Here is a 25092-nt window from a genome sequence, read left to right as displayed (position 1 = left end):
TCCCTTTTTCTTCGCCTTTCTGCGTCGGACGACCTGCGTCGATGGCCGGCGGTCAGGCCCCGGCAGTCTGCGGATCGAGCACGAGCAGAACCAGCCAGTCGGCGAGAAGCGCCGGCTTGTCGCCTCCCTCCACCTCCACCGTCACGGCGAATCGGGCGATCCTCTCGCGGTCGGTCCGGCGGGACAGTTCCGCCAGGACGAAGCGCCCGCGGATGCGGGAGCCGGCCCTGACCGGGGCGAGGAAGCGCAGCCGGTCGAAGCCGTAATTGACGGACATCGCCAGCCCGTCGAGCTCCGCCACGACCTGATAGGTCATCGGAGCCAGCAGGGAGAGAACGAGGAAGCCGTGGGCGATGGTGCCGCCGAAGGGACCCTCGCGGCGCGCCCGCTCCGGGTCGACATGGATGAACTGATGATCCTCCGTCACCTCGGCGAAGGCGTCGATCCGCGGCTGGTCCACCGGAACCCAGTCGGACAGGCCGATCTCCCGCCCCACCCGGCCCTCCAGCTCCGCCACACTCATGCGTCCGGCCATCGGCGATCCCGTTCGTTGTTTGGTCTCCAAACGAACAGATCACGCCGGACGGCCGGCGGCAAGCCTTCAGCGGGGCATCTTCAGCGGGGCACGACGGGAGCGACGCGGACCGCGGGGACGGCCGGCCAGGGCAGCCGGCGGCCTCCGCGGCCGGCGGGTCAGCCGTCGCGCTTCATCGAGACGTCGCCGACATTGCCCTTGCCGCCGGTTTCGCTCGGCATCGGGGTGTGCTGGGTGTCGCCGGTGAGGTGCTGCGGGTCGTCGCCGCCGTGGGGCACGTTGCCGGTTGCCATGCTGCGGGCGGCACGGCGCGTCCGTTCGGCCTCCTCGCGGCTGCGGTCGGTCTCGCCGGGAAGGTCGCCGGCGCCGAGATCCTTGGCAGCGTCGATGGTGCCCTTCATGTGGTCGTCGTCGCGGTTCTGGTCTGCCATCTGGCGGTTCCTCGTTGGTTGCCGGCCGCCGGCCGGGACTGGGGAGCCGGCGGCTCTCCTCCGCTACCAACCGGGTTCCGCCGGTCCCGTCACGCGCGCCCGGCCCCGAGACCCGACGCGGTACGGCACCGGCCGGCGCACCGGCGCTCGTTCGACGGTGCCTTTTTTGATGGAGGCGCTGCGGGGAAGGGAACCGAATACCGTCCCGAAAGATTGTCTAGAGCGACAGCCCGGCAGCAGACCGCGACGCGGTCCGCCACGCCCGGCCCGGACATGGCCCGAGGCGGCGCCGGGGCTGATCGGGCACATGCCCCTTGTCGACACAACGGACCGGACGGATGCGATGCGCAAGCTCCCGATGATGATTGCCGCAGCCGGCGCGCTGGTCGCGCTCAGCGGATGTGGAAGCACGGATACCACGAGGACCGCGACCGGCGGCGCCGGTGGAGTGGCTGCCGGCGCCCTGGTCGGCGGCCCGGTCGGGGCGGTGGTCGGCGGCGTCGGCGGCGCCGCGGCCGGCGCGACCATGGATGAAGGGCTGGAGAAGAAGGCCCAGGACATGACGAGCAACGACAACAGCTCGTCCACCACCACCGGCCGGTCGTCGCGGCAGACGGCGGCGCGCGGATCGGAGTACCGCTCGCCGCTCAGCGCCGAACGGGTGCGGACCATCCAGCAGGCGCTGAACGACCGGACCGATGGCCGGGACGTCTCGGTCGACGGCATCTGGGGGCCGAACACCCGCCGCGCTCTGCGCCAGTTCCAGCGCGACAACAACCTGCGCGCCACCGGCCAGATCAACGCCGAAACGCTGTCCGCGCTGAATCTGAACGATCAGACCGGCACCGGCGGCCAGGACAACGGCGGCCGCACCACCGGCGGAACCGCTCCCGCCGGACAGTCGGGCGCCAGCGGGACCGGCAACCCCGAAACGGGGACCACCGGGACCACCGGGACCGCCGGCCAGACGAACAGCCAGCCGCAGTAACTCCTACGGAAGGACCGGCACTGCGGGCCCCGGTGACGGGATCGCCGGGGCCTGCGGATTTCCGGCCCCGGCCGCAAGACCGAGGGAACCACGAGCGTGGCCGGGGGTTCCCTCCTGCGACGACTGACGACCGACAGCTCAGCAGGAGGGAACGATGCTGAAATGGGCCCTAATCTTCTTCGTGATCTCGCTGATCGCCGGCGCCTTCGGGTTCACCGGCATCTCCTCGGCGACGGCGGGGGTGGCGAAGATCCTCTTCGGCATCGCCCTGATCCTGTTCCTGATCTTCCTGGTGCTGGCCCTGATGGCCGGCCAGGTGATCTTCTGACCGCAGCGCGGCCGGGCGGCGGTCAGTCCGCCACCGGCCCGACCACCGGCCCTACCACCGGCCCTACCACCGGCTCAACGGCGGCGGCGATGGAGAGCAGGCGGCGATCGGCGCCGGCCGCCCCGACCAGCATCAGGCCGCAGGGCAGGTCGCCCGGCTCCTGCATCGGCAGGCTGATCGCGCAGCGGTCGAGGAAGTTGAACAGCGCGCAGTTGCGCAGCAACAGCATGTTCAGCCGCGCGAAGTCCCTGTCGTCCGCGAAGGCGGCAATGGGCGGGGCACGCATCGGCACCGTCGGCATCACCAGCGCGTCATAGTCGGCCGACAGCCGGTCGGTGCGGGCGATCAGGCCCGCGCGCCGCTGCTGCACCTCGATGTAGTCGGCGGCGGTCATGGTCCGCCCGCGCTCGATCCGGCTGCGGACGCGCGGGTCGTAAAGGTCGCCCTTCTCCTCCAGCAGGGCCCGGTGCCAGTGGAAGGCCTCCGCCGCGGGGAAGCCGCCGCGGGCGTTGGCCGCCCCGATCTCCTCCAGCTCGGTCATCGGAAGCTCGGTGAGGCGCACGCCGGCCAGCGACAGGCGGCGGCAGGCGGTCTCGAAGGCCGTGGCGACCGACGGCTCCAGATCGTCCAGCACCACCGACTGCGGCACGGCGAAGCGCAGGCCGGACGGCGCCACCGCGGGCGGCAGCCATTCCGGCTCTCCGGCCAGCACCGCGTCGGCGACGGCGCAGCAGGCGACCGTCCGGGCGAGCGGCCCGATCGAATCGAGCGTCCAGGACAGCGGAAGCGCCCCGCGCAGCGGCACCCGCCGCTGGGTCGGCTTGAACCCGACGATGCCGCAGAGCGCCGCCGGAATCCGGACCGAGCCGCCGGTATCGGTGCCGAGCGCCAGCGGCACATGGCCCGCGGCGACCGACACCGCCGCCCCGGAGGAGGAGCCGCCGGGAATGCGCGCCGGATCGGCCGGATTGCCGGGCGTGCCGTAATGCGGGTTGATGCCGACGCCGGAGAAGGCGAACTCCGTCATGTTGGTGCGGCCGACGACGACCGCCCCCGCCGCGCGCAGCCGTGCCACCGCATCGGCGTCGCGCAGGGCCGGCGGACCCCCCTCCAGCGCCTTGGAGCCGGCCAGCGTGGGGTGTCCGGCCTCGTCGAACAGGTCCTTGACCGACACCGGAAGACCGGCGAGCGGCGACGGCCGCTGCCCGGCGGCACGCAGCAGATCCTGCGCCCGCGCCGCGGCGCGCGCCGCATCGGCGTGGACGGCGGTGAAGGTCTTGCGCGCCTCCTCCCCGCCCGCGGCGATGGCGGACAGGGCGGCATCGACGAGCGCCTCGCTCGTCGTCGCCCCCTCCTCGATCTGGCGGGACAGGCTGGCGATGGTGGTCTTCTTCGTCATGGCTCGACCGGACAGCGGTTGGGGAAACGCAGGGGCGACAGTGTCCGGCGGCGGGGCCGATCATGCAACCGCCTCGCGCGCCCGACCCTCCGCATCCGTTCAGCCACGGTTCAGCATGACCGTGGGAGGATGAGGACGGTTCGGGAGCACCGGACGCCGGCTGTTACACTCCGTAACCGTCGCCGGTCCCGCCGGACATGAAGGCGTTACGGTGCCCGGCGCAGACTGGGCACATCAGGCGCGACGGAAAAGACAAGAAGGCCATCATGAAAAGACTCCGAATCGCTCTCTGGAGCATTCTGGCGCTGCTCAGCCTCGTCTGGGTGGCGGCGGATCCGCTGGCGTTTCAGGTGCCCAACTTCTTCGCGCTGCGCGCGTCGGTCATGCAGTACAGCGGCATCCTCGCCATCGGCTGCATGAGCGTCGCGATGATCCTGGCGCTCCGCCCCCGCTGGCCGGAACGCCGGATCGGCGGGCTCGACAAGATGTACCGGCTGCACAAATGGCTGGGCATCACCGCGCTGTGCGTCGCGGTCTTCCACTGGCTGTGGGCGCAGGGACCGAAATGGGCGGTCGGCTGGGGGCTGCTGGAGCGTCCGGTCCGCGGCCCCCGCCCGGTCCTGGAAAACCCGGTCGAGCAGCTCTTCCAGAGCCTGCGCGGCACGGCGGAGGGGGTCGGGGAATGGGCCTTCTATGCCGCGGCGCTGCTGATCGTCCTGGCGCTGATCCCGCGCTTTCCCTATCGCGCCTTCTTCAAGACGCACCGGCTGCTGGCGCTCAGCTATCTGGTCCTGGTGTTCCATGCGGTGGTGCTGACCAAGTTCGGCTATTGGCTGTCGCCGGTCGGGCTGCTGCTGGCGCCACTGCTGGCGGGCGGCACCTGGGCCGCGGTGGTGGTCCTGCTGCGCCGGGTCGGCCGGGCGCGCAAGGCCGAGGGCACGCTGACCGCCCTGCACTATTACCCGGGGGTGCGGACGACGGAGATGGAGATCGCCATCCCCGCCGGCTGGCCCGGCCACAAGAGCGGCCAGTTCGCCTTCCTCACCACCGACCGGTCGGAAGGGCCGCATCCCTTCACCATCGCCTCGGCCTGGAACGACGCCGACCGCCGCATCAGCTTCGTCGTCAAGGAGCTCGGCGACCACACCCGCCGCCTGCGCGACAGCCTGCACATCGGGCAGGCGGTCACGGTCGAAGGCCCCTATGGCTGCTTCACCTTCGAGGACCGCTGCCCGCACCAGATCTGGGTCGGCGGCGGCATCGGCATCACGCCTTTCATCGCCCGCATGAAGCAGATCGCCCGGCAGGCGGCGGGGCAAACGGTGGACCGGCAGACGGCGGACCGGCAGGCGCTGCCGGCGGTGGACCTCTTCCATACCACCGCCGATTACGACGAGGAGGCCATCGCCAAGCTGAAGGCCGATGCGCAGGCCGCGGGGATCCGCCTGCATGTGCTGCACGACGCCCGCGACGGCCGGCTGGACGGCGAGCGCATCCGGTCGCTGGTGCCCGACTGGCGCAAGGCGAGCATCTGGTTCTGCGGCCCGGCCGGCTTCGGCCGTGCCCTGCGCGAGGACTTCGCGGCGCAGGGCCTGCCGGTCGACCGGCGCTTCCACCAGGAGCTGTTCGCGATGCGGTGAGGCGGGCGCCGCCCCGGACGGGTCAGCGGACCACCATCTGGTCGAGCAGGATTTCGCGGACGCGCACGTTGCGCATCTCGTGGCTGAGGACGCCGGCGATGGCACTCTTCATCAGCCGGGCGCCCTCGGCCCCGTTGAGCTGGCCGGCATCGATCTGGCGCATGCGGTCGGACAACTGGTCGGCGATGCGCGGAAGATAGGGATCGGCGACCTTGTCGCTGACCGCCGGATCGATCTCCAGCAGAACCTTCACGTCGACCGTGCGGGCATCGCCGCCGCCCAGCGTGAAGGTCATCGGCGGCAGGACGGCGTAGTGCTTCTTCGGGATGGATGACGCGCTGTCCCCGGAACGGCTGGCCGAGGGCGTCCGGGCGGCCACCACCATCCCCAGCATGCCGAGCAGGGCCAGCGCCACCAGCGTTCCCACGGTGATCACGGGGACGAGGGAGACGGGCTCCCCGTTCGAGCGCCTATGGAGGAACCGCAAGGGGTCCTTTCCGCCCCGGTCCGGGGCCGCGGCCAGATCTGCCGACAAGTTAAGGCAAATGCGGCCGGAGCGTCAAACCGAATGGCGACCCGGTCCCTGTGGCCCTTCAGGCCGTGGGCGGAACCTTCAGGCCGTGGGCGGAACCGGCACGTTGTCGATCAGCCGGGCCTTGCCCAGCCAGGCGGCGGCCAGCAGGCGGGCCGGACGGGTGAGGGAGTCCACCGGCTCCAGCGTCTCGGCGTCGCGCAGTTCGACGTAATCGATGCTGCTGAAGCCGGCGGCGGCGATGCGCATGCGCGCCGCGTCCAGCGCGATGCCCAGCTCGACCCCGCGGGCGATCTGGGCGGCGGCCTCGACCAGCGCGACATGGAGCTGGGGCGCCCGCTCCCGCTCCTCGCGGCTGAGATAGGCGTTGCGCGAGGACAGCGCGAGCCCGTCCGCCTCGCGCACCGTCGGCAGCCCCTCCACCCGGACGGGGATGTCGAGGTCGCGGACGAAGCGGCGGATGACGAGGAGCTGCTGATAGTCCTTTTCGCCGAAGATGGCGATGTCCGGCTGGGCCTGCAGGAACAGCTTGCTCACCACCAGCGCGACGCCGCCGAACATCTGGGGCCGGAAGAAGCCGCAGAGCCCCTGGGACGGACCGCCGACGCTGATGGAGGTGGCGAATCCCTCCGGATACATGCTGCGCACCGTCGGGGCATAGAGCAGGTCGCAGCCGGCCGAGGCCAGCTTGGCCGCGTCGCCCGCCTCGTCGCGGGGATACTTGTCGAAATCCTCGTGCGGGGCGAACTGGGTGGGGTTCACGAAGACGCTGGCCACCACATGGTCGGCCAGTTCGCGGCCCCGGCGCACCAGCGCCAGATGCCCCTCGTGCAGCGCGCCCATGGTCGGGACCAGCGCCACGGTCTTTCCGGCCGCATGCCAGGCGGAGACTTGCGCCCGCAGATCCCCGACGGTCCGGACGACCGGCAGGGCCGGACGCGCGCCGGGCAGAGTTTCGGTCTGGGCAGCCCCCTCGGTCGGCATCGCGTGTCCTCCACGAATGGCGAAATCGCACGAACGTCGAATTGGGCGCTGCAATAAACTGCCGGACCGGTCCTGTCCAGCGGAGCTTCGCCGGAGACGGATCATTTCCACCGGAGCGGCAGGGCCGGCTGCTCCCACCCTGCCGCAACGGTCCGGGGTCAGCGCTTCAGCGTGATCGCGACGAGGTAGCCGAGATTCAGCCAGGCGCCGAGCGCCACGAGCGCGACCGTCACCACCGGGCTGATGACCAGGGAGCCGATCAGGACGACCAGCACGACGACGAGCAGGCCGAGGGCGAGGAGAGTGATGCGCGAATCTTCCATGGGGGCGTGGTCCATCGAGCGGTGGAATAGACCATAAGCTCTAATCCATCGCGGCGGCCAGCGTAGCTGATCTGTATCAATCCATGGCTTCGCGGCTGCGAAAATCACGGGACGGCCGCGCCGGAATCGGCATAGGGGGCGACCCGAGAAGGTCGCCCCCCTGCCACACCACCCGGCATGCGGGTCCGCACCGGGCGGTTCGGGGGATTGAGGTCATGCGAGCCTGGGCAGTCCGAGTTGGTCTGCCCATTTGATCGTGAGGACTGCATTGAGAAGCTTGCCGCTGTTGCCCCACCAGGGTCGGCCATTGGCCGCGATTTGTTGGGCGACGGCGGGCTTGGCCCCTCTGGCCGTCAGTTCCCGGAAGATGGTCTTCCCCCGCTTCCACTGCTTGAGCTGAATGGCCCGCAGCCGGTGGCGTATCCATTCGTCCAGCGTTCGCCGGACCTTTGGAGTTTGCGCCAGTCGGAAGTAGGCTTTCCAGCCCAGCAGGAAATCGCGCAGCCTCGCCACCACCGCGGCCATCGACCGTCCCGTCAGCCGGGGCGTCAGGTCGCGGATGTGGTCCTTGAACGCCGTGATCGCCTTGTCGGCGACCCTCCGCCTGACCTCTCCCTTCGGTCCGGCCCAGAAGGCATAGCCGAGGAATTTGCGGCCGAAGACGGGGGCCACGGCGCTCTTGGCTTCGTTCACCGTCAGGTGCAACCGGCCATGGAGGCGCCGCAGCAGGGCCATCACCCGCTCTCCCGCCCGACGCGACCGCACATGGACGTTGCAGTCGTCGGCGTAGCGGCAGAAGGCATGGCCCCGGCGTTCCAGTTCCTTGTCCACCTCGTCCAGGATCAGATTGGCCAGCAGCGGCGACAGCGGTCCCCCTTGCGGGGAACCCGTCCGACGCCGTGCGACCGCCCCATCGTCCTCCATGACGCCGGCATCCAGGTAGGCCCGCACCAGCCGGATGATGGCCGGGTCCGGGACCCTCTTGGACAGACGGTCGATCGGAAGGTCATGGTCGATCCGGTCGAAGAACTTCTCCAGGTCCACATCCACGACGATCCGCCGGCCGGACTGCACGAAGCTTTGCGCCGCAAGGACGGCGTCGTGCGCACTCCGGCCGGGACGGAAGCCGTAACTGTGGTCGCTGAAGCCGGGATCGAGGATCGGCTGGAGAACTTGCAGCACTCCGGCATCTGACGCATGGCCTCACGCATCGTCGGGTGGACTCCATTCTCCCTCGTTCGGCCCTTCGGTCCGGCTCGCGCCTCGCCTACTATGGCCTCTGCTGACTTCCCGCTCCGGCTCGACGCCGTCGCCCTTTCAGGCGCAAGGCGGGATCTCCCCAGGTAAGAACGCGTTCCTTCGCTGCACGACCGCCGGATTTACGCCACCGACCCTTGGTCACAAGAGCTTCGCGGTTCCATGCCCGCTCGCCCTGGTCGGCACCGCCTCATATCCGGTTCTTGTTCATCGGCCCGCAGCTGCGATCCACGCTTCCTTCCCACGGTCGGTTGCCCTTCCGCAGTTGCGCTTCTCTTCGTTCGCCGTGACCAGCTTACGGAGGGACTTACACCCTCAAGAACGCGCCCATGCTGGGCGCACATGGAAAAAGGCCCCGGACACGGGGCCCGGAGCCTTCTTCGATATGGTGGGCGCGACAGGGATTGAACCTGTGACCCTTCGCGTGTGAAGCGAATGCTCTCCCGCTGAGCTACGCGCCCGAACCGGAAAACCCGTTTCGGAGCACCGTTCCTGCGTCTGGACCGTTTTTCCGGTCCGTCCGCCGCCCGGCGCTGCGGTGAGGCGGGTTTCTAAGGCCTTGCCCTGCCGCTGTCAAGCGCGAGATGCGCATTATATGAAAGATTTTCCGCCACCGTCCCGAACCCGTTGGAGCGCCCCCGTGACCAGCCTCGCCGCACTCCGCACCGCCGCTTTGCCGGGCCTGATCCTCGCCGCGGCCGGCGCCCCGGCACTCGCCGCACCGCTCAATGCGACCTACCGCATCCATGTCGGCGGCGTGTCGGTGCTGGAGGCGCAGGCGGTGCTGACCCTCACCGACCGCAGCTACGATGTGGAGGTGCGGGCGGAGACCGGCGGCTTCCTCGGGCGGCTGTTCCCCTGGCAGACCCGGTCGCACAGCACCGGCGCGGTGACGGGCGAGGCGCTGGCGCCGGTCCGCCACACCCAGACCAGCCTCTTCCGCGGCAAGCCGCGCAACGTCACCCTCACCTATGACGGGCGGGGCACGGTCGCCGCGGCGGTGGAGCCGCCGCCGGAAGAGGAGGACCGGCCTGCGGTGCCGGAGGATCTGCGGCGGGCCACCGTCGATCCGCTGAGCGGAGTCCTGAGCGCGCTGGTGGCGACCAGCCGGGGCAACGGCTGCACCCGGACGGTGCCGGTCTATGACGGGCGCCGCCGCTACGACATGACGATGCGGGATTCCGGCATGCGGACGGTCTCGGCGTCGCGCTACTCGATCTTCGCCGGCCCCGCCCGGGAATGCCGGGTCACCTATACGCCGGTGGCCGGCTACAGCCCGCGGCCGCCGACCACCATGTTCTGGAAACGCGACGACGGTCGCGACGGCGCGATGGCGGATGACCGGCCGCCGGTCGATCTGTGGATCGCGCCGGTGGTGGCCGGCGCGCCGCCGATCCCCGTCCGGGTGGAAACCGACAGCGCGCTCGGCGCCGTCGTCATCCACCTGGTGGCGATCAACGGATCGCCTACGCCGCCGCCCGCCGGGCAATGACCGGGCGCGACAGGACCGGGCGGGTGTCGATGACGTAGGGGGAGGTCGCGACGCCCTCCCGTTCGGCATCGTGGCGCAGCGCTTCCGCCGTCGGCCACAGGCAGCGGGTGCCGATTTCGAGCAGGGCCCCGTTCAGCATGGCGGCAAAGCCGTCCACCCCGCCAAGCCGGATGATCTGAGCCATTGTTCCGGCCATGGGTGCCTCTCCTTCTCTTCCCACCCGCCGAAGCGGACCCCGGCGGGTGGATAGTTCAGAGACTATATTACGGAGAAGGCACCTCCCCGTCCCCTATCCCGAGGGATAGCGGGTCTCGCCAACGGGATAGCACCGGGATAGTATCCCGTGGTGTCTATCGGCGGGACGCGACGGACTCCAGCGCCGCCGGCAGATCGGCGAAATGGTCGAGGACGAGATCGGCGCCGAGGTCGGCGACCGGCATGCGGGGATAGCCATAGCTCATGGCGACCACCGGAATGCCGGCCGCGCGGGCGGCCTTCACGTCGTTGCCGTTGTCGCCGACCATGGCGGCGCGCGGGGACGCCGGATCCTCGCCCAGCCGCTCCAGCACCCAGGAGAGGTGGCGGCCGTCGGGCTTCTTGACCGGCAGCGTGTCGCCGCCCGCCACCGCACCGAACAGCGGGGCCAATCCCAGCAGCCCCAGCAGCTTGCGGCTGATCCGCTCCGGCTTGTTGGTGCACAGGCCGAGATGCACGCCGCGGTCGGCGAGGTGCGCCAGCGTCTCCGCCACGCCGGGATAGAGGGTGGAGGGCTGGTCGTCCTCGAAGTAGAGGTCGAGATAGCGCGACAGCGCAGGCTGCAGCGCCTCCCCCTCCAGCGGCGCGCCGGTCGCCGCGAAGGCCTGGCGCACCAGATTGGCGGAGCCGTCGCCGACCATGCCGCGCACCTGCGCCTCGGTCACCGCCGGGCGTCCGAATTCGCCGAGCATGCGGTTGAGGACGCGCGTCATGTCCGGCGCGCTGTCGATCAGGGTGCCGTCGAGGTCGAAGACGAGCGCGGAGAAGGGAAAGGTCATCGCTGGGCCGGTCATGGTGACGGAAGATGCCGGCTGGCATAGCACGCACCCCCGGCGGACGCCATGCCCCGTCCGGAGAAGCAGCCGCCGCGGGCCGGAGACACCGCCGGACTGTGTCAGCGTGACACAAAACTTGACTTGGGCGGTCGCCTCCAACTGTGGCACATCATGCGCGTTGTTGCGGTGCATGAGGCGTCGCCCCACCTTCGAGTGCGAGCCGGCGAGCCGCTCCCGCCGTCGCTGGCCAGGCCTATAGTCGTGATACAGGATTGTCCGGAATGAGCCATCGTCCCCTTGCTTGCGTGATCCTTGCCGCCGGCAAGGGCACCCGCATGAAGTCCGACCTGCCCAAGGTGCTGCACCGCGTCGCCGGGCGGCCGATGGTCGGCCATGTGCTGGCCGCCGTGAAGGCGCTGGATCCAGACCATGTCGTCGTGGTGGTCGGTCCGGGCATGGACGACGTCGCCGCCGCCGTCGCCCCCTTCCCCACCGCGGTCCAGCATGAGCAGCGCGGCACGGCCGACGCCGTGCGCTCCGCCTTCGGGCTGCTGGAGGGCTTCACCGGCGACGTGGTCGTGCTCTACGGCGACACCCCGCTGGTGACGCCCGACACGCTGCGCGCCATGGTGGCCGCCCGCCGCCAGGCCGCCGACCCGGCGGTGGTCGTGCTGGGCATGCGTCCGGAGGACCCCGGCGCCTACGGCCGGCTGATCCTGAACGCGCGCGGCGGGCTGGAGAAGATCGTCGAGTATCTCGACGCCAGCGAGGAGGAGCGTCGGGTCGGCCTGTGCAACGCCGGGCTGATGGCCTTCGACGGCGCCCGGATGTTCGGGTTGATCAACAGCATCGGCAACGCCAACGCCAAGAGCGAGTTCTACCTGACCGACGTGGTGCAGATCGCCCGCAGCCGCGGCTTGGCCTGCGCGGTCGTCGAGTCCTCGCCGGCGGAGGTGGTGGGCGTCAACTCCCGCGCCGAGCTGGCGGAGGTGGAGCGGCTGATCCAGCGCCGCCTGCGCAAGGCGGCGATGGACAACGGCGCCACGCTGATCGACCCCGACAGCGTCACCTTCAGCGCCGACACCCGGCTGGGCCGCGACGTGGTGGTCGGCCCGCACGTGGTCTTCGGCCCCGGGGTCTGGGTCGGCGACCGGGTGGAGATCAAGCCCTTCTGCCATCTGGAGCAGGTGCGGGTCGAGACGGGCGCCCAGATCGGCCCCTACGCCCGGCTGCGGCCGGGGGCGGAGATCGGCCCCGACGCCCATATCGGCAACTTCGTCGAGATCAAGAACGCCAAGGTCGAGGCGGGCGCCAAGGTCAACCACCTGACCTACATCGGCGACGCCCGGGTGGGGGCGAAGGCCAACATCGGCGCCGGCACCATCACCTGCAACTATGACGGCTTCGGCAAGTACCACACCGACATCGGGGCGGGGGCCTTCATCGGCTCCAACAGCGCGCTGGTCGCCCCGGTGAAGATCGGCGACGGCGCCATCGTCGGCGCCGGCAGCGTGGTCACCCGCGACGTCGAAGCCGACGCGCTGGCCGTGGCCCGCGGTCCCCAGAAGGCCTACGCCGCCTGGGCGCGCGAGTTCCGCGAACGCAAGCAGAGCGAAAAGGCGAAAAAGGCGTAACCTGAGCCCCGGACCGGCATTTCCGCGGCCCCCTTCATCCAGGAGTTCTCCCTTCCATGTGCGGCATCATCGGCATCAACGGCATCTACGACGCGGCTCCCCGTCTGGTCGAGGGTCTGCGCCGGCTCGAGTACCGTGGCTATGACAGCGCCGGCGTGGCGACGCTGGTGAACGGCGGCATCGAGCGCCGCCGCGCCGAGGGCAAACTGCTGAACCTGGAGGCGAGGCTGCGCGAGGCGCCGCTGCCCGGCACCGTCGGCATCGGCCATACCCGCTGGGCCACCCATGGCGGCCCGACCGAGAACAACGCCCACCCGCACGCCACAGCCCGCGTCGCCGTCGTCCACAACGGCATCATCGAGAACTACCAGGAGCTGAAGGACGAGCTGATCGGCCACGGCTACGTGTTCGAGAGCGCCACCGACACCGAGGTCATCGCCCACCTCGTCACCTATTACCTGGAGAAGGAGGGGATGACGCCGGTCGAGGCGTCGGCCGCCGCCTTCCGCCGCTTCACCGGCGCCTTCGCCCTGGTGCTGGTCTTCGCCGGCGAGCATGAGCTGATGATCGGCGCCCGCCACGGCACGCCGCTGGCCGTCGGTTATGGCGACGGCGAGATGTACCTCGCCTCCGACGCCTTCGCCCTGGCCCCGCTGACCAACCGCCTGTGCTACCTGGAGGACGGCGACTGGGTGGTGGTGTCGCGCACCGCCGCGGTCGTCCACGACGCCAGCGGCGCGGTGGTCGAGCGGCCGGTGAAGACGACGGCGGTCTCGGGCGCCCTGATCGGCAAGGACGGCTACCGCCACTACATGCTGAAGGAGATCTACGAGCAGCCGCAGGTGATCGGCGACACGCTGAACGCCTACATCAACCCGGAAACCGGCTATATCGCTCTGCCCGAGTTCCCCTTCGAGATCGCCAAGGCGCCGCGCCTGACCATCGTCGCCTGCGGCACCGCCTATTATGCCGGCCTCGTCGCCAAATACTGGTTCGAGACGCTGGCCCGCATGCCGGTCGAGATCGACATCGCCTCGGAGTTCCGCTACCGCGAGGCGCCGCTGCCCGAGGGCGGGGTGGCGCTGTTCGTCTCGCAGTCGGGCGAGACGCTGGATACGCTGGAGGCGCTGCGCTACTGCAAGCGCCAGGGCCAGAAGATCCTGTCGATCGTCAACGCGCAGGAGAGCACCATCGCCCGCGAGTCGGACGCGGTGCTCTACACCATGGCGGGGCCGGAGATCGGCGTCGCCTCGACCAAGGCCTTCACCACGCAGCTCACCACGCTCGCCTGCCTGGCGGTGACGGTCGGCCGCGCGCGCGGCGTGATCCCGCCCGAGCGCATGCAGGAGATCGCCAAGGCCCTGCGCGAGGTGCCGGCGCGCGCCGCCGACGTCCTGGCGCATGACGAGCGCCTGCGCGAGCTGGCGCAGGAGGTGTCGGAGGCGCGCGACGTGCTCTATCTCGGCCGCGGGGCGATGTATCCGCTGGCCCTGGAAGGGGCGCTGAAGCTGAAGGAGATCAGCTACATCCACGCCGAGGGCTATGCGGCGGGCGAACTGAAGCACGGCCCGATCGCGCTGATCGACGACAACGTCCCGGTGATCGTCCTGGTGCCGTCGGACGGGCTGTTCGAGAAGGTGGTGTCGAACGTGCAGGAGGTCTGCGCCCGCTCCGGCAAGGTTCTGCTGCTGGCCGACAAGAAGGGCATCGACAAGCTGTCGGACAAGGTGCGCTGGTCGGTGGAACTGCCGGCCTGCGACCCGCTGGTGGCGCCGCTGCTCTACGCCATCCCGGTGCAGCTCCTCGCCTATCACACCGCCGTGCTCAAGGGCACCGACGTCGACCAGCCGCGCAACCTCGCCAAGAGCGTGACGGTCGAGTAGCCGGACGGTCAGCTCACGAGCAGGAAGCCGATGTGGAAGCGCGTTCCGCGCTCCACCGGCACCTGCTCGACCGTTCCGCCGATCTGCCGCGCGAGCCCGCCGACCAGGGTCAGCCCGGAGCTTCCCGGTCGGGGAGATCCCATGCCGACGCCGTCGTCGGCGACGACGAGCGTGCCCTGGCCGCTCTCGCGGTCGGCGGAGAACTGGACCCGGATCGTGCCCGGGCGGTCGGGAAAGGCGTACTTTATGGCGTTGGTCACCAGCTCGTTGGTGATCAGGCCCAGCGAGACGGTCCGCTCGTGGGTCAGCTCCAGGCTTTCCGCCGCCGTCTCGATGGTGACGTCCTCGCGGCGGTGGCGCAGGTTGCCGCAGAGCGCCTGCAGATAGGCGGCGATGTCGATCGTCCGCTGGTTCGGCCGCAGGGCGAGCTGGTCATGCACCATGCTGATCGCCGCAACCCGGTCCATGATGTGGACGAGACCCCGCGCGGCCTCGGGATCCGTCGATCTGGCCTTCTGCATGATCAGGATCGACATGATCGTCTGGAAGTCGTTCTTGTCGCGGTGCACCAGTTCCCGCATCAGCATCCGCTGCCGCTCGGCCTCGCGCAGGGACCGTGCCGCGACGTCCTCGGCGTGCTTCCCGGCAAGGATCCCCTGGATGGCGAGCCCGAGGATGTTGGCCATCGCCGACAGGAAGACGACGTCGTCCTCGCCGAAATGGCGGATGACCGCGCTGTCCACCTCCAGCACGCCCCAGACGATCCCGTCGGCGGCGATCGGCGTGTTGAGGACCGAGACGATGCCGTGCTCCTGCAGGACGGAGGACCAGCGGAAGTCCGGGTCGTTCGGCAGATCGTCGATCCTCACCGGCTGGCGGGACTGCAACGCCCGCCCCGGCGGCGAGGCGACGTCGATCGCCAGCTTCGTCTGGCCGACCACCCCCGGCTTCCACCCCACCCCCGCCTCGATCAGCAGGTCGCCCATCGTCGGCCGGTAGCGCATCACCTTGGTGTGCCCGATCCCGATGCCGCGCGCGCTCTGCACGCAGGCGATGTGCAGCAGTTGGCCGAGCCGCTTCGTCTCGGACGCGATCCGGCCGAAGTCGTTCAGGATCCGCTGGTAGCAGCGGATCCGCTCCAACTGGCGGTCCATGTCGGGAGAATCGGCGTCCTCGGTCATGCCCGGCCCAACCCCGGCCGGGATCGGAGAGTTCCCCGGCCGGCCCCACCCTCCCCATCCGCTCCACCGGCTATCCCGTCCGGTCAGCCGCCGGCTCCGCGGTCTCCGGCTCGATCGCCGGTCCGGCCGGGAGTCCGAGATCCGCAAGGCCGGCAAGGCCGCTCGCCAGGCTGGTGGCGATGCGGTCGGCGCCGGTCTCGCCGGCCGCGCGCTTCGGCGCGTCGGCCTCGGGATGGGCGCTCCACAGGCAGAGGATCACCGGAACCTGCGGACCGAAATGCAGCCGCAGGCGGCGCACCAGCCGGCGGATATGGGCAAGACCGGAGGGGTCGAGCGAGGACAGCGCGATGGCCGACACGCCGGAGGTGCCGAGGCTGGCGATGGCTCGGGTCGAGGCCTTCTCGCAGGGTATGACGTCGGCACGCAGGCCGCGCCGGCGCAGCAGCTCGGCGAACAGGCCGGCGGCCGCCTCGTCCAGGTTGTTGCGCGTGCCGACGCACAGGACCAGCGGGGCGTCGGGCGCCGCCGTGCCTTCGCTGTCCGACAGTTCGTCCAGCAGGGCCGCCATGCCCTCCCCCACCGTCTGGCGGCCGGCGGCGTTGAGGGCGCCGCGCTGCCGTTCCTGCTCGGCGAGCGACAGGGCCGGCAGCAGCAGGGTGTCGCCCACCTCGGTCAGCGAGGCCGACGCCAGCCGCTCCTCGGTGATCTCGGTCGCCTCGATGGGATCGCCGGCGAGCAGGCGCTGGTAGACCTTGGCCTCGTCCGGCAGCACCGGCCGGTCGCCCAGCATCACCTCCAGGAAATGGAGCTGCGGCACATGGCGCCCCAGCACCACGAGGCAGACGGTCAGCGGCGTCGCCAGCAGCAGCCCCACCGGCCCCCACAGCGTCGTCCACACCACCGCCGCGACGACGATGGCGAGCGAGGACAGGCCGGTGGCGCTGCCGTACAGCCAGGGCTCCACCACATTGTTGGAGAACAGCTCGACCGCGATGAACAGGGCGATGCAGAGCAGCGGCAGCGTCCAGCCGGTATCGACCGCGAAGGACAGCAGGATGGGAAAGCTGGCGGCGATCACCGGCCCCAGGAAGGGGATGAAGCGCAGGACCGTCGCCAGCAGCCCCCACAGCAGCGGGTTCGGCACGCCGAGCAGCCACAGCCCGAGCCCGATGGGAATGCCGTAGGTGACATTGACCACGAGCTGCATCAGCAGATAGCGGCTGACCCGCTGCCCGGCGTCGTTCATCGCCTCGGTCGTGCGGCTGAGGTCGCCTGAGCCGGCCAGCCGGATCATGCGGTCGCGCAAATCCTCGCGCTGCAGCAGCATGAAGATGGTGAAGACCAGCATCAGGCCGGCGGTCGCGAAGGGCGCCAGCGCCGGCCCCAGCAGGTCGCGCGCCACCTCCAGCGCGCCGGTCCCGGACTGGTCGATGCGGACCGGGACCGGTTCGCGTTCCCCCGGCGGACGGGCGGAGGCCTGCGCGCCCGACGCCGGCGGCGGACCCTCGGCGGTGGCCGGCGACTGGCCGGTCACCTGCTCCAGCTCGCGCCGCAGGTCGCGGAAGGCGTCGGTCGCCTGCTTGAGCGCCCCGTTGTTGTCGGCCGTCGCGGCGGAGGAGCGCAGCGACTGCAGCTTGACGTGGAGGTTGTGCCGGTAGTTCGGCAGATTGTCGGCGAGGTCGCCGATCTGGCTGCCCACCACCGCGCCGAAGCCGATGATCCCGACGAACACCAGCACCACGACCGCCAGCACCGAAGGGACGCGGCCCAGGCGCCAGCGTTCGAGGCGGCTGACGATCGGGCTCAGCACGAAGCTCAGCAGCACGGCGAGCGCGATGGGGATCAGGATGTCCTGCCCGATGTAGAGCGCCACCACGACGAGGGCGATGACCAGGAGCGTGGTCTGCGGCGATCCCGGCGCGGTGACCTTGGGCACCGGAATGGGGCGTGCCTGGAGCTGGCGGGCGGTGTCCTCGGCCATCGGTGCGGGTCGTCTCGGCTTGCGGGGTGTGGAGCATGAACACCCGCAGCCGGGCGCCGTTCCCGGCCCTGCCGCCCGTCGCCGCCGAGGCTACCGCGTCTCAGGGCACCGCATTCACCCGCTCCAGCACGAAGGTCACGGCATCCAGTTCGGAGAAGGCATAGCCCCGCTCGCGGAACAGGCGGGTGCAGGCGGCGACCGCCGCGGCGTCGAGCGAGACGCCGGCGCAGCGCTCGATCTCCGCCAGCGCCGCCTCGATGCCCAGCGCCGGCCGGTAGGGGCGGTGCGACGCCATCGCCTCCACCACGTCGGCAACCGCCAGGATGCGGGCACCGCGCACGATCTGCTCGCCCTTGAGTCCCTGGGGATAGCCGCTGCCGTCCAGCTTCTCGTGGTGCTGGTGGATCATGTCGGCGACCGGCCAGGGAAGCTGGGCGTTCTTGATGATCTCGTAGCCGGCCTGGGCGTGGGTCTTCAGCAGTTCGTACTCGATGGCGGTCAGGCGGCCGGGGCGGTTCAGCACCTCCGCCGGCACGCTGATCTTGCCGATGTCGTGCACCGTGCCGGCGAGCGCGATGCCCACCGCCTCCTCCTCCTCCAGCCCCATCTCGCGGGCGATCTCGTAGGCGAGGCAGGCGACGCGGCGCTGGTGCCCCGCCGTGTAGGGGTCGCGCATGGCGACCATCTGCGAGACGACGCCGATGGTCTCCACCAGGGAGCGGCGCAGCGCCGCCGCGTGGCGCAGGGCCTGGCGCTCCAGCTCCCGCTTGCCGGTGACGTCGCGCAGCACGGCCACGAGCGCGCCCGTGTCGGAGGGCAGGGGCCGCACGGCCAGCTCGATCGTCCGGCCGGCGCCGCCGGAGGCGGTGAGCGACAGCTCGATTTCCGGCTGGCCGCCGCGCCCCGCCGCCCCGATGGCCGATTGCAGCCAGGCCGGCGCCGGCTCCCCCACCCTGAGATCCGGGCTGAGGCGCTGGGCGGCGCCATTGCCGAAGGTGACGGTGCCGGCGGCGTCCAGCGTCAGGATCGCCTCGCCCACCGTGTCGAGGATGGCGGATTCGCGCGCCCGGTAGCCGTCGAGGATCTGGCGCGTCTGCTCCAGCTCCGCATGTTCCTGCTGGAGCTCGGAGGCGGTTTCGAGAAGCTTGACGTTCTGCCGCTCCACCACCGCCCGCAGCGCCCGGCGGTCGCTCTCCATCATCCAGAAGACGAGGTTCTGCGGCCGGCGGATGCCGCTGCGCACGATGGCCGTGTAGACCAGCATGTCCGATCCGGTGACGAAGGCATGGCCGAGGAAGTTCAGCGTGCCGTAGACGTCGACATAGAGCGTGAAGGCGAAGTCGCCCAGCGCATCCAGCCCGAAGGCCATGGCGACCAGCGTCCGGCTCGTCGGGCGGTGGCGGTCCCGATGCAGGTGCAGCCCGACCAGACCGGTGAGGAAGGCGGCGACGATCACATACTCGCTGACCCGCTTGAAGGGCGTCAGCCCCTGCCCCTCGACGTAGCAGTCGGGGAAGACCGGGTACAGGAAGATGGAAGCCAGCAGAAGCCCGGTGACGCCGGCCACCCCGGCCAGGGTCGGCACGGGGGGGAAGTGGCGGTGCGGCGTGAAGGCGGCGATGCAGACGGCCAGCGCCCCCATCCCCCGGCTGGCGATCCAGAGCTGGGTGGCGAGGTTCGCATCGGCGCCGGGAAAGACGCCCATGCCCTTGTAGGCCAGCATATGGAACAGGGTGATGACGCCGGTGCAGCCGAAGGACACGCCGAGGAACCACAGGTTCCCGCCGCCGAGATAGCGGCGCGAGTGCCAGGCGATGGCGAAGATGCTGGCCGCCGTCAGAACCCGGAAGGTCTCGACCACGGAATGGAACAGCAGGTAGTTCTGCCGGCTGACCCAGAAGGCCCCCGCCGCGACGGAAAACGCAAGGGCGAGCGCCAGCGGAACGGGCAGACGCGGGTCGGCTACCGATACCTCCCGTACTGGCCCGGCCAGGGATGCGGACATGATGACCACCCGCGAGGAGTTCTCGGCAATTATGGGGTGTGGTGTTGCGCCGCACCATGCGGCCTGACGCCGCTGCCGGCGGAATTCCGCGGCTCCCCTTGGGCGCACGGCCCGAAGGCGGCGGACGGGGCAGGGGTGTGACCAGATTGCGACTTGACCTTGATCAAGTAAATCATCGGGTACTGCTGTAATGATCCGGGCACGCAAAACACAGAACTGGACCGTGCCATGAAAACCAAGGCCTTCCTCACCGCCGCCGGCACCGTCGCCCTGATGACCGTTCTCGGGGGCGGCGCGGTCCCGGCGACCACGCTGTACGCGGACCCGAAGGTCAAGGATGCGACGGTCGACATCGTCCTGGATCCCGCATCCGTTCCCGCTCCGGAAGCGTCCGCCAAGCGGGCCCCCAAGACCCATCAGGTCTCCCTCCTCACAACGGAAGTCGAGGCCAAGCTGGATGACGGTACGAACTACACTTACTGGACGTTCAACAACACCGTTCCCGGTCCGATGGTGCGGGTTCGTGTCGGCGATACTGTGGATGTGAAGATCACCAACGCGCAGAATTCGACGATGAACCACAGCGTCGACTTCCATGCCGCGACCGGCTTACTCGGCGGCGGGCAGATCACGCAGGTCGAGCCGGGCCAGACCAAGGAGTTCTCCTTCAAGGCCCTGACCCCCGGCGTCTATGTCTACCACTGCGCCACGCCGATGGTGGCCCATCACATCTCCAAGGGCATGTACGGTCTGGTCGTGGTGGAGCCGGAGGCCGGAATGGCCAAGGTCGATCACGAGTACTATGTGATGCAGCAGGAAATCTATGCAGCCAAGGCCAAGAACATTCCGACGGCCGAGGACGACTATGACGGCCTGGTCAACGAGCGGCCGAACTACCTGGTGTTCAACGGGACGGTCGGCGCCCTGTCGAAGGACAAGCCGCTGAAGGCGAAGGTCGGCGAGACGGTCCGCATCTGGTTCGGCGTCGGCGGCCCCAACCTGACCTCCTCCTTCCACGTCATCGGCGAGATCTTCGACCGCGTCTACACCATGGGCGGGCTGGAGAGCGAGCCGGCGAAGGGCATCCAGACCGTGACGGTGGCCCCCGGCGGCGCCACGATGGTGGAGTTCAAGGTCGATTATCCCGGCAAGTACGCGCTGGTCGACCATGCGCTGAGCCGTGCCACCAAGGGCCTGATCGGCATCCTGGAGGTCGAGGGCGCCCCCGACGACAGCATCATCCTCGACAAGAGCGGCGACTCCCACAAGCAGCTCGGCGAGATGAAGCACTGAGCGGCTTCCGCCCCCACGCCATCGCGGCCGGCAACCGGGTCCAGGCATTGTCCTGGGCCCGGTTTTCGTCTTGCCCCCTGCGGTGCTCGCGGTCGCCGGACTGGAACAGTTCAAAAAAAGGCGCCCATCAGCCAAGGCCGATGGACGCATCAAGGGCAAAACGGGAGAGTCATCAGCTGGTGATGACGCAATCGAGAGAACGATTGTGCGGGCAGTATTGCCCAGCCTCCGCCACGGAGTCTTGACTGCGGTCAAGACAGGCGATTTTTCTGGGAAATCGTCATTGCGTGAAGAACAGCCATGCCGCGGCGGCAACCGAGGCGAGCGACGCGAGCACGACGCCGCCCCGGCTCATCACCCCCTCGCGGTGCAGGGCGACGGCGACACCGATCAGCAGCGGCGTGACGATCAGGAGGCCGATCTGTGCCTGGTTCATGGCGGTGTCTCCGACGGGATCAGCGGGTCAGGCCGAACAGGTAGGCGCCGAGGATCACGGCGCAGACGAGCAGCAGGTAGAGCGTCAGCCCCCGGCGCCATCCCGTGGCCGGCGCGCCGAGGCCCATGTAGCGGGTCAGGATCAGCCGCCCCTTGACGAAGGCGAAGACCATCACGAGCGCGGCGCCGGCCAGCGCCAGGGAGCGCCCCTGCCCCTCGCCGCCGCCGACCAGCATGGTGGCGAGCGTCAGCCCGGCGAGCAGGACCCAGGTCCCGGCGAGGGTGCGAGGCGGCATGGTCATCGTGCGGCGCATCGGTCCGCTCCCTTGTCAGCGCAGCAGGTAGAGCAGCGGGTAGAGCAGGACCCAGACGAGGTCGAGCATGTGCCAGAAGGAGGCCCCGGTCTCCAGATTCTCGACGCTGTCCTTCCAGGCGACGATCAGCAGGATGACCATGCCGAGCGCGACATGCAGGGCGTGGAAGCCGGTCAGCAGATAATAGAGGGTGAAGAAGCCGCCGCTGTCGAGCGTGTGGCCCGCGGCGATCGAGGCGGCGTATTCCGTTCCCTTCACGCCGAGGAACAGAAGGCCGAGCACGGCGGCGACCACGAACAGGCCGCGCGCCCGGCCCCGCCGCCCGTCACGGGCCGCGGCGACGCCGGCCGCGGCCAGGAAGCCGCTGGTCACCAGCACGATGGTGTTCAGCCCGCCGGTCAGCGGACTGAGATGGGCCTGCCCCGCCGCGAACCCCGCGGGGTCGAGCAGCCGGGCGACGGCGAAGCCGACGAAGGCGATGCCGAAGACGGCGAGTTCGCTGAGGATGAGGATCCACATCATCGGATGGCCGGGCAGCCCGGCCAGCGGGTCGGCGCCCGCCTGCTCCTCCAGCATCTCGTCGGAGTCGGTCGAATCGATCACGGTCATGGTCCCGGTCCTGTTGCCGTCCCCTCAACCGACGACCTGCCGGTAGAGTGCCGGCAGGGCCTTGGTCAGATGGCTGGCCTGCGGAAAGATCGCGTAGCCGCGCCGGCCGAACAGATAGGGGAAATAGTCGCGCGCCTCGGCGTCGACGGTGATGCCGAACAGCGCGATGCCCTGGCGGCGCGCCTCCTGGACCGCCACGCGGGTGTCCTCGATCCCGTAGCGCCCCTCGTAATGATCGACGTCGTTGGGCTTGCCGTCGGACAGCAGGATCAGCAGCCGGTGGCGGTTCGGCCGCTCGGCCAGCATCGCCGCGACATGGCGCAGCGCTGCCCCCATGCGGGTGTAGTGGCCGGGCTTCAGGGCCTGGACCCGGCGCTGGACGGCACCGCCCGGCGCCTCGTCGAACCCCTTCACCGTCAGCACGCGCACATTGCTGCGCCGGTGCGAGGTGAAGGAGAAGATGGCATGGTCGTCGCCGCAGGCGGCAAGCCCGCCGGAGAGCGCCAGCAGCGCCTCCTTCTCCACGTCGAGCACGCGGCGGCCGTCGACCCAGCCGTCGGTCGACAGCGAGGTGTCGACCAGCACGGCGACCGCCAGGTCGCGCGCCGCGCTGCGGGCGGTCTGGTAGACGCGCTCGCTGCCCGCCCCGCCGGCCAGCAGGTCGGCGCGGCTGCGCACCAGGGCCGACAGGTCGAGGTCGTCGCCGTCCGGCTGGCCGGTGAAGAGCGTCCGCTTGGGGCGCAGCGCCTCGAACTGGCGGCGCACCTGCCGGATGCGGCGCAGCGCGGCCTCGTCCGGGCTCCAGTCCTCGCCCTGCTCGGTCGCCGCCTCGGCGATCACCCGGCAGTGGGCGGGGTGATAGGCGCGACGGTGATAGTCCCACTCGGGATAGGTGCGCTCCGCCTGCAGGGGTGCGGCATCGACCGCCGAGGCGGCCAGTTCGAGGTCCATCTTCAGGCGGGTGGAGGGTTTGCGCTGATGCTGGGACAGCGCGATCTCCTCCATGTCGTCGGCGGCCTGCCGGGCTCCGTCCTCGTCGTCGTCCTCGACGGAGCGCGGGATGTTCATCATCTCCGCCAGCCCCATGATCTTCTCGAAGCGGTTGAGGATCAGCGGATCCTCGCGCTTCACCTGATCGCTGTCCCGGCGCTTCGCCTTGCGGCGCTGGCCGTCGCTCTCCGCCGCCTCGGGAGCGCCATCGGCGGCGCCGGATTCGGGAAAGGCGGCCTCGCCCTGCCCGGCCGCCCCGGCCACCTCGCCCCACAGCGGAACGGGCAGGAAGGGCCTGTAGCCGACGGGGGCGGCGAAACGGTCGAGCGGCACCGCCTCGTCCAGCATGTCTCCGCCATGGCCCGCGCCGAGCAGGGCAAGCACGGCGGCCTCCACCGCGGCCTCCTGCGGCGGCAGCGCGCGCTTCGGGCGCACGGCGCGCAGGGCCTCGCACAGCTCGGCATGGAGGCGGCGCAGTCCCGGCCAGGAGGCGAGGACACGGGCGGTCGTCGCCTTCGCCCGGCGCAGCGCCAGCAGGTCGGCGCGAAGCGGGTCGGCGGGCAGCGGGCCGGCATCCGGTTCGGCATGGGCGAAGTAGGCGGCCAGCCACTCGTAGAGCCGCTGGTTGAGTTCGGCCCGCGGCAGCACGTCGAGGACGGCGGGAAGCTGCAGGACGTCGCCGTCGAGCGCCGGGCGTTCCACCTTCTCCTGGCCCAGCCCGATCCGTTCCAGCAGGGCCAGCCGGTGGCCGGAGGAGGTGCGCGCCGCCGAAGCGAGCCGCACCGCCCGGTCACCGCCCAGCCCGCGGAAGAAGATGGCGAGGCGCGGCCGGATGGCGTCGAGCGCCACCGCGGCGCCGGGATGGCGCGGATAGCTCGTCCGGCCGCCGATCAGGCGGTGCCAGTGGCGGCCGATTGTCTCTTCCGGCTCGAACAGCGACAGCAGCATGGCCCTCGTCCCGCCTCCTTGGTTTCCTCGTCGGCCCGGTCAGCCGAGCGCGATGTCGGCGACGCGCAGCAGGGCGGCACGGACGTCGGCGTCGTCGGTCAGCGGCTCGATCAGCGCCGTGCGGATGGCCCGCTCCGGCTTGATGCCGGACCGGATCAGGGTGGCGCAGTAGACCAGCAGGCGGGTGGAGACGCCCTCCTCCAGATCCTGGCCCTTGAGGTCGCGCAGCGCGCCGGCCAGCCGGACCAGCGGGGCGATGCGCCCCTCCGGCAGGCCGCTTTCACGGGCGACGATGGCGGTCTCCGCCTCCGGCTCCGGGAAGTCGAACTCGATGGCGAGGAAGCGCTGGCGGGTCGAGGGCTTCAGCGCCTTCAGGACGTTCTGGTAACCGGGATTGTAGGAGACGACGAGCATGAAGCCGTCGGGCGCCTCCAGCAGTTCGCCGGTGCGTTCCAGCGGCAGCAGGCGGCGGTCGTCGGTCAGCGGATGCAGCACGACGGTCACGTCCTTGCGCGCCTCCACCACCTCGTCGAGGTAGCAGACGGCGCCCTCGCGCACGGCGCGGGTCAGCGGGCCGTCCACCCAGACCGTGTCGCCGCCCTTCAGCAGGTAGCGGCCGGTCAGGTCGGCCGCGGTCAGGTCGTCGTGGCAGGAGACCGTGTAGAGCGGCCGCCCGAGCTTCGCCGCCATGTGGCTGACGAAGCGGGTCTTGCCGCAGCCGGTCGGCCCCTTCAGCAACAGCGGCAGCCGGTGGCGGAAGGCGTGCTCGAACAGCTCGCACTCGTCGCCGACCGGCCGGTAATAGGGAATGTCGAGTTCGTCCGCGACTGCCTTCAGCGCGCTGCGCGTCATGAGGGGTCTCCCGTTTTCCTGGAAAAC

24 protein-coding genes and 1 tRNA gene are annotated in these 25092 nt (G+C 70.2%); 7 read left to right on the top strand and 18 right to left on the bottom strand.

Annotation, left to right across the window (positions count from 1 at the left end; translation table 11 throughout):
- Window positions 1–52: 52 nt before the first annotated feature.
- Both DEW08_RS03210 and DEW08_RS03205 read right to left on the bottom strand, forming a co-directional pair.
- A complete protein-coding gene (locus DEW08_RS03210; RefSeq protein ID WP_109324419.1) occupies window positions 53–535 on the bottom strand; it encodes a MaoC family dehydratase in 483 nt (160 codons plus the stop codon).
- A gap of 158 nt (window positions 536–693) precedes the next feature.
- On the bottom strand, window positions 694–966 hold the full coding sequence (locus tag DEW08_RS03205) for a hypothetical protein (protein WP_109324418.1): 273 nt from the start codon (window positions 964–966) through the stop codon (window positions 694–696).
- Window positions 967–1309: 343 nt separating this feature from the next.
- Between DEW08_RS03205 and DEW08_RS03200 the strand changes: the two genes are divergently transcribed.
- Both DEW08_RS03200 and DEW08_RS03195 read left to right on the top strand, forming a co-directional pair.
- Complete coding sequence (locus tag DEW08_RS03200) at window positions 1310–1954, top strand: peptidoglycan-binding domain-containing protein (RefSeq protein WP_109324417.1); 645 nt, start codon at window positions 1310–1312, stop codon at window positions 1952–1954.
- Window positions 1955–2108: 154 nt separating this feature from the next.
- Complete coding sequence (locus DEW08_RS03195) at window positions 2109–2282, top strand: DUF1328 domain-containing protein (protein WP_109324416.1); 174 nt, start codon at window positions 2109–2111, stop codon at window positions 2280–2282.
- Window positions 2283–2304: 22 nt separating this feature from the next.
- On the opposite strand, the gene DEW08_RS03190 is transcribed toward DEW08_RS03195, so the two are convergent.
- Window positions 2305–3681 (bottom strand): amidase, encoded by a 1377-nt coding sequence (locus DEW08_RS03190; protein WP_109324415.1) that lies wholly within the window; start codon window positions 3679–3681, stop codon window positions 2305–2307.
- A gap of 266 nt (window positions 3682–3947) precedes the next feature.
- On the opposite strand from DEW08_RS03190, the gene DEW08_RS03185 reads away from it, so the two are divergent.
- Entirely contained in the window at window positions 3948–5321 is a 1374-nt protein-coding gene (locus tag DEW08_RS03185; RefSeq protein WP_109324393.1) for a ferredoxin reductase family protein, read from the top strand.
- Window positions 5322–5343: 22 nt separating this feature from the next.
- Here the strand turns inward: DEW08_RS03185 and DEW08_RS03180 are convergent, their stop codons facing one another.
- From DEW08_RS03180 to DEW08_RS03155, 5 genes are all read right to left on the bottom strand, one after another.
- Window positions 5344–5808 carry a flagellar basal body-associated FliL family protein gene (locus DEW08_RS03180; RefSeq protein WP_109324392.1) on the bottom strand — a complete coding sequence of 155 codons (465 nt, stop codon included), beginning with the start codon at window positions 5806–5808 and terminating at the stop codon, window positions 5344–5346.
- A gap of 126 nt (window positions 5809–5934) precedes the next feature.
- Window positions 5935–6837 (bottom strand): pantoate--beta-alanine ligase, encoded by a 903-nt coding sequence (panC, locus tag DEW08_RS03175; protein ID WP_109324391.1) that lies wholly within the window; start codon window positions 6835–6837, stop codon window positions 5935–5937.
- 158 nt (window positions 6838–6995) lie between these two features.
- Window positions 6996–7160 carry a sugar tyrosine-protein kinase gene (locus DEW08_RS03170; RefSeq protein ID WP_109324390.1) on the bottom strand — a complete coding sequence of 55 codons (165 nt, stop codon included), beginning with the start codon at window positions 7158–7160 and terminating at the stop codon, window positions 6996–6998.
- Between the two features lie 213 nt (window positions 7161–7373).
- Window positions 7374–8342, bottom strand: a complete 969-nt coding sequence (locus DEW08_RS03165) for a reverse transcriptase domain-containing protein (RefSeq protein ID WP_168220251.1) — start codon at window positions 8340–8342, stop codon at window positions 7374–7376.
- 461 nt (window positions 8343–8803) lie between these two features.
- Window positions 8804–8878 (bottom strand) — tRNA-Val (locus DEW08_RS03155).
- A 179-nt stretch (window positions 8879–9057) separates the two neighbouring features.
- On the opposite strand from DEW08_RS03155, the gene DEW08_RS03150 reads away from it, so the two are divergent.
- On the top strand, window positions 9058–9909 hold the full coding sequence (locus DEW08_RS03150; RefSeq protein ID WP_168220250.1) for a DUF3108 domain-containing protein: 852 nt from the start codon (window positions 9058–9060) through the stop codon (window positions 9907–9909).
- Here DEW08_RS03150 and DEW08_RS03145 read toward each other — a convergent pair.
- Entirely contained in the window at window positions 9884–10105 is a 222-nt protein-coding gene (locus DEW08_RS03145; protein WP_146214624.1) for a hypothetical protein, read from the bottom strand. The genes DEW08_RS03150 and DEW08_RS03145 overlap by 26 nt on opposite strands.
- Before the next feature lie 154 nt (window positions 10106–10259).
- Window positions 10260–10943: a phosphoglycolate phosphatase gene (gene gph / locus DEW08_RS03140; RefSeq protein WP_109324387.1), complete on the bottom strand. Its 684-nt coding sequence runs from the start codon at window positions 10941–10943 to the stop codon at window positions 10260–10262.
- Window positions 10944–11221: 278 nt separating this feature from the next.
- On the opposite strand from gph, the gene glmU reads away from it, so the two are divergent.
- Together glmU and glmS are read left to right on the top strand one after the other, a co-directional pair.
- Window positions 11222–12574 (top strand): bifunctional UDP-N-acetylglucosamine diphosphorylase/glucosamine-1-phosphate N-acetyltransferase GlmU, encoded by a 1353-nt coding sequence (glmU, locus tag DEW08_RS03135; protein ID WP_109324386.1) that lies wholly within the window; start codon window positions 11222–11224, stop codon window positions 12572–12574.
- A 56-nt stretch (window positions 12575–12630) separates the two neighbouring features.
- The gene (gene glmS / locus DEW08_RS03130; RefSeq protein ID WP_109324383.1) at window positions 12631–14457 is read left to right on the top strand and encodes a glutamine--fructose-6-phosphate transaminase (isomerizing); all 1827 of its coding nucleotides are present in this window, start codon (window positions 12631–12633) and stop codon (window positions 14455–14457) included.
- Between the two features lie 8 nt (window positions 14458–14465).
- Here glmS and DEW08_RS03125 read toward each other — a convergent pair whose 3' ends face one another.
- The 3 genes from DEW08_RS03125 to DEW08_RS31635 form a co-directional block, all read right to left on the bottom strand.
- Window positions 14466–15638, bottom strand: a complete 1173-nt coding sequence (locus tag DEW08_RS03125) for a sensor histidine kinase (protein ID WP_109324382.1) — start codon at window positions 15636–15638, stop codon at window positions 14466–14468.
- Between the two features lie 70 nt (window positions 15639–15708).
- Window positions 15709–17619: an AI-2E family transporter gene (locus tag DEW08_RS03120; RefSeq protein ID WP_109324381.1), complete on the bottom strand. Its 1911-nt coding sequence runs from the start codon at window positions 17617–17619 to the stop codon at window positions 15709–15711.
- Between the two features lie 100 nt (window positions 17620–17719).
- On the bottom strand, window positions 17720–19624 hold the full coding sequence (locus DEW08_RS31635; protein WP_146214623.1) for an MASE3 domain-containing protein: 1905 nt from the start codon (window positions 19622–19624) through the stop codon (window positions 17720–17722).
- A gap of 228 nt (window positions 19625–19852) precedes the next feature.
- Here DEW08_RS31635 and nirK point away from each other — a divergent pair, with 228 nt between their 5' ends.
- The gene (nirK, locus tag DEW08_RS03110; RefSeq protein ID WP_109324379.1) at window positions 19853–20917 is read left to right on the top strand and encodes a copper-containing nitrite reductase; all 1065 of its coding nucleotides are present in this window, start codon (window positions 19853–19855) and stop codon (window positions 20915–20917) included.
- Between the two features lie 280 nt (window positions 20918–21197).
- Here nirK and DEW08_RS30985 read toward each other — a convergent pair whose 3' ends face one another.
- From DEW08_RS30985 to DEW08_RS03090, 5 genes are read right to left on the bottom strand one after another with little or no spacing between them, the layout of a single operon-like run.
- Complete coding sequence (locus tag DEW08_RS30985; RefSeq protein ID WP_168220249.1) at window positions 21198–21353, bottom strand: hypothetical protein; 156 nt, start codon at window positions 21351–21353, stop codon at window positions 21198–21200.
- A gap of 19 nt (window positions 21354–21372) precedes the next feature.
- Window positions 21373–21666 (bottom strand): cytochrome C oxidase subunit IV family protein, encoded by a 294-nt coding sequence (locus tag DEW08_RS03105; RefSeq protein ID WP_109324378.1) that lies wholly within the window; start codon window positions 21664–21666, stop codon window positions 21373–21375.
- A gap of 15 nt (window positions 21667–21681) precedes the next feature.
- Window positions 21682–22275 (bottom strand): cytochrome c oxidase subunit 3, encoded by a 594-nt coding sequence (locus tag DEW08_RS03100; protein ID WP_109324377.1) that lies wholly within the window; start codon window positions 22273–22275, stop codon window positions 21682–21684.
- 24 nt (window positions 22276–22299) lie between these two features.
- Window positions 22300–24213, bottom strand: coding sequence for a nitric oxide reductase activation protein NorD (locus DEW08_RS03095; protein ID WP_109324376.1), 1914 nt, complete (start codon window positions 24211–24213; stop codon window positions 22300–22302).
- A gap of 39 nt (window positions 24214–24252) precedes the next feature.
- Window positions 24253–25065 carry a CbbQ/NirQ/NorQ/GpvN family protein gene (locus tag DEW08_RS03090; protein ID WP_109324375.1) on the bottom strand — a complete coding sequence of 271 codons (813 nt, stop codon included), beginning with the start codon at window positions 25063–25065 and terminating at the stop codon, window positions 24253–24255.
- Window positions 25066–25092: the final 27 nt, after the last annotated feature.

Source organism: Azospirillum thermophilum, assembly GCF_003130795.1.
In the GTDB taxonomy this organism is placed as follows: domain Bacteria; phylum Pseudomonadota; class Alphaproteobacteria; order Azospirillales; family Azospirillaceae; genus Azospirillum; species Azospirillum thermophilum.
This window is presented reverse-complemented; position numbering and strand designations above follow the sequence as displayed.

Bases quoted from the DNA above. Each gene is read 5' to 3' on its own strand.
- DEW08_RS03210 (WP_109324419.1), bottom strand. From the start codon at position 535: ATGGCCGGACGCATGAGTGTGGCGGAGCTGGAGGGCCGGGTGGGGCGG.
- DEW08_RS03205 (WP_109324418.1), bottom strand. From the start codon at position 966: ATGGCAGACCAGAACCGCGACGACGACCACATGAAGGGCACCATCGAC.
- DEW08_RS03200 (WP_109324417.1), top strand. From the start codon at position 1,310: ATGCGCAAGCTCCCGATGATGATTGCCGCAGCCGGCGCGCTGGTCGCG.
- DEW08_RS03195 (WP_109324416.1), top strand. From the start codon at position 2,109: ATGCTGAAATGGGCCCTAATCTTCTTCGTGATCTCGCTGATCGCCGGC.
- DEW08_RS03190 (WP_109324415.1), bottom strand. From the start codon at position 3,681: ATGACGAAGAAGACCACCATCGCCAGCCTGTCCCGCCAGATCGAGGAG.
- DEW08_RS03185 (WP_109324393.1), top strand. From the start codon at position 3,948: ATGAAAAGACTCCGAATCGCTCTCTGGAGCATTCTGGCGCTGCTCAGC.
- panC (WP_109324391.1), bottom strand. From the start codon at position 6,837: ATGCCGACCGAGGGGGCTGCCCAGACCGAAACTCTGCCCGGCGCGCGT.
- DEW08_RS03170 (WP_109324390.1), bottom strand. From the start codon at position 7,160: ATGGAAGATTCGCGCATCACTCTCCTCGCCCTCGGCCTGCTCGTCGTC.
- DEW08_RS03145 (WP_146214624.1), bottom strand. From the start codon at position 10,105: ATGGCCGGAACAATGGCTCAGATCATCCGGCTTGGCGGGGTGGACGGC.
- gph (WP_109324387.1), bottom strand. From the start codon at position 10,943: ATGACCTTTCCCTTCTCCGCGCTCGTCTTCGACCTCGACGGCACCCTG.
- glmU (WP_109324386.1), top strand. From the start codon at position 11,222: ATGAGCCATCGTCCCCTTGCTTGCGTGATCCTTGCCGCCGGCAAGGGC.
- glmS (WP_109324383.1), top strand. From the start codon at position 12,631: ATGTGCGGCATCATCGGCATCAACGGCATCTACGACGCGGCTCCCCGT.
- DEW08_RS03125 (WP_109324382.1), bottom strand. From the start codon at position 15,638: ATGACCGAGGACGCCGATTCTCCCGACATGGACCGCCAGTTGGAGCGG.
- DEW08_RS03120 (WP_109324381.1), bottom strand. From the start codon at position 17,619: ATGGCCGAGGACACCGCCCGCCAGCTCCAGGCACGCCCCATTCCGGTG.
- DEW08_RS31635 (WP_146214623.1), bottom strand. From the start codon at position 19,624: ATGTCCGCATCCCTGGCCGGGCCAGTACGGGAGGTATCGGTAGCCGAC.
- nirK (WP_109324379.1), top strand. From the start codon at position 19,853: ATGAAAACCAAGGCCTTCCTCACCGCCGCCGGCACCGTCGCCCTGATG.
- DEW08_RS30985 (WP_168220249.1), bottom strand. From the start codon at position 21,353: ATGAACCAGGCACAGATCGGCCTCCTGATCGTCACGCCGCTGCTGATC.
- DEW08_RS03105 (WP_109324378.1), bottom strand. From the start codon at position 21,666: ATGCGCCGCACGATGACCATGCCGCCTCGCACCCTCGCCGGGACCTGG.
- DEW08_RS03100 (WP_109324377.1), bottom strand. From the start codon at position 22,275: ATGACCGTGATCGATTCGACCGACTCCGACGAGATGCTGGAGGAGCAG.
- DEW08_RS03095 (WP_109324376.1), bottom strand. From the start codon at position 24,213: ATGCTGCTGTCGCTGTTCGAGCCGGAAGAGACAATCGGCCGCCACTGG.
- DEW08_RS03090 (WP_109324375.1), bottom strand. From the start codon at position 25,065: ATGACGCGCAGCGCGCTGAAGGCAGTCGCGGACGAACTCGACATTCCC.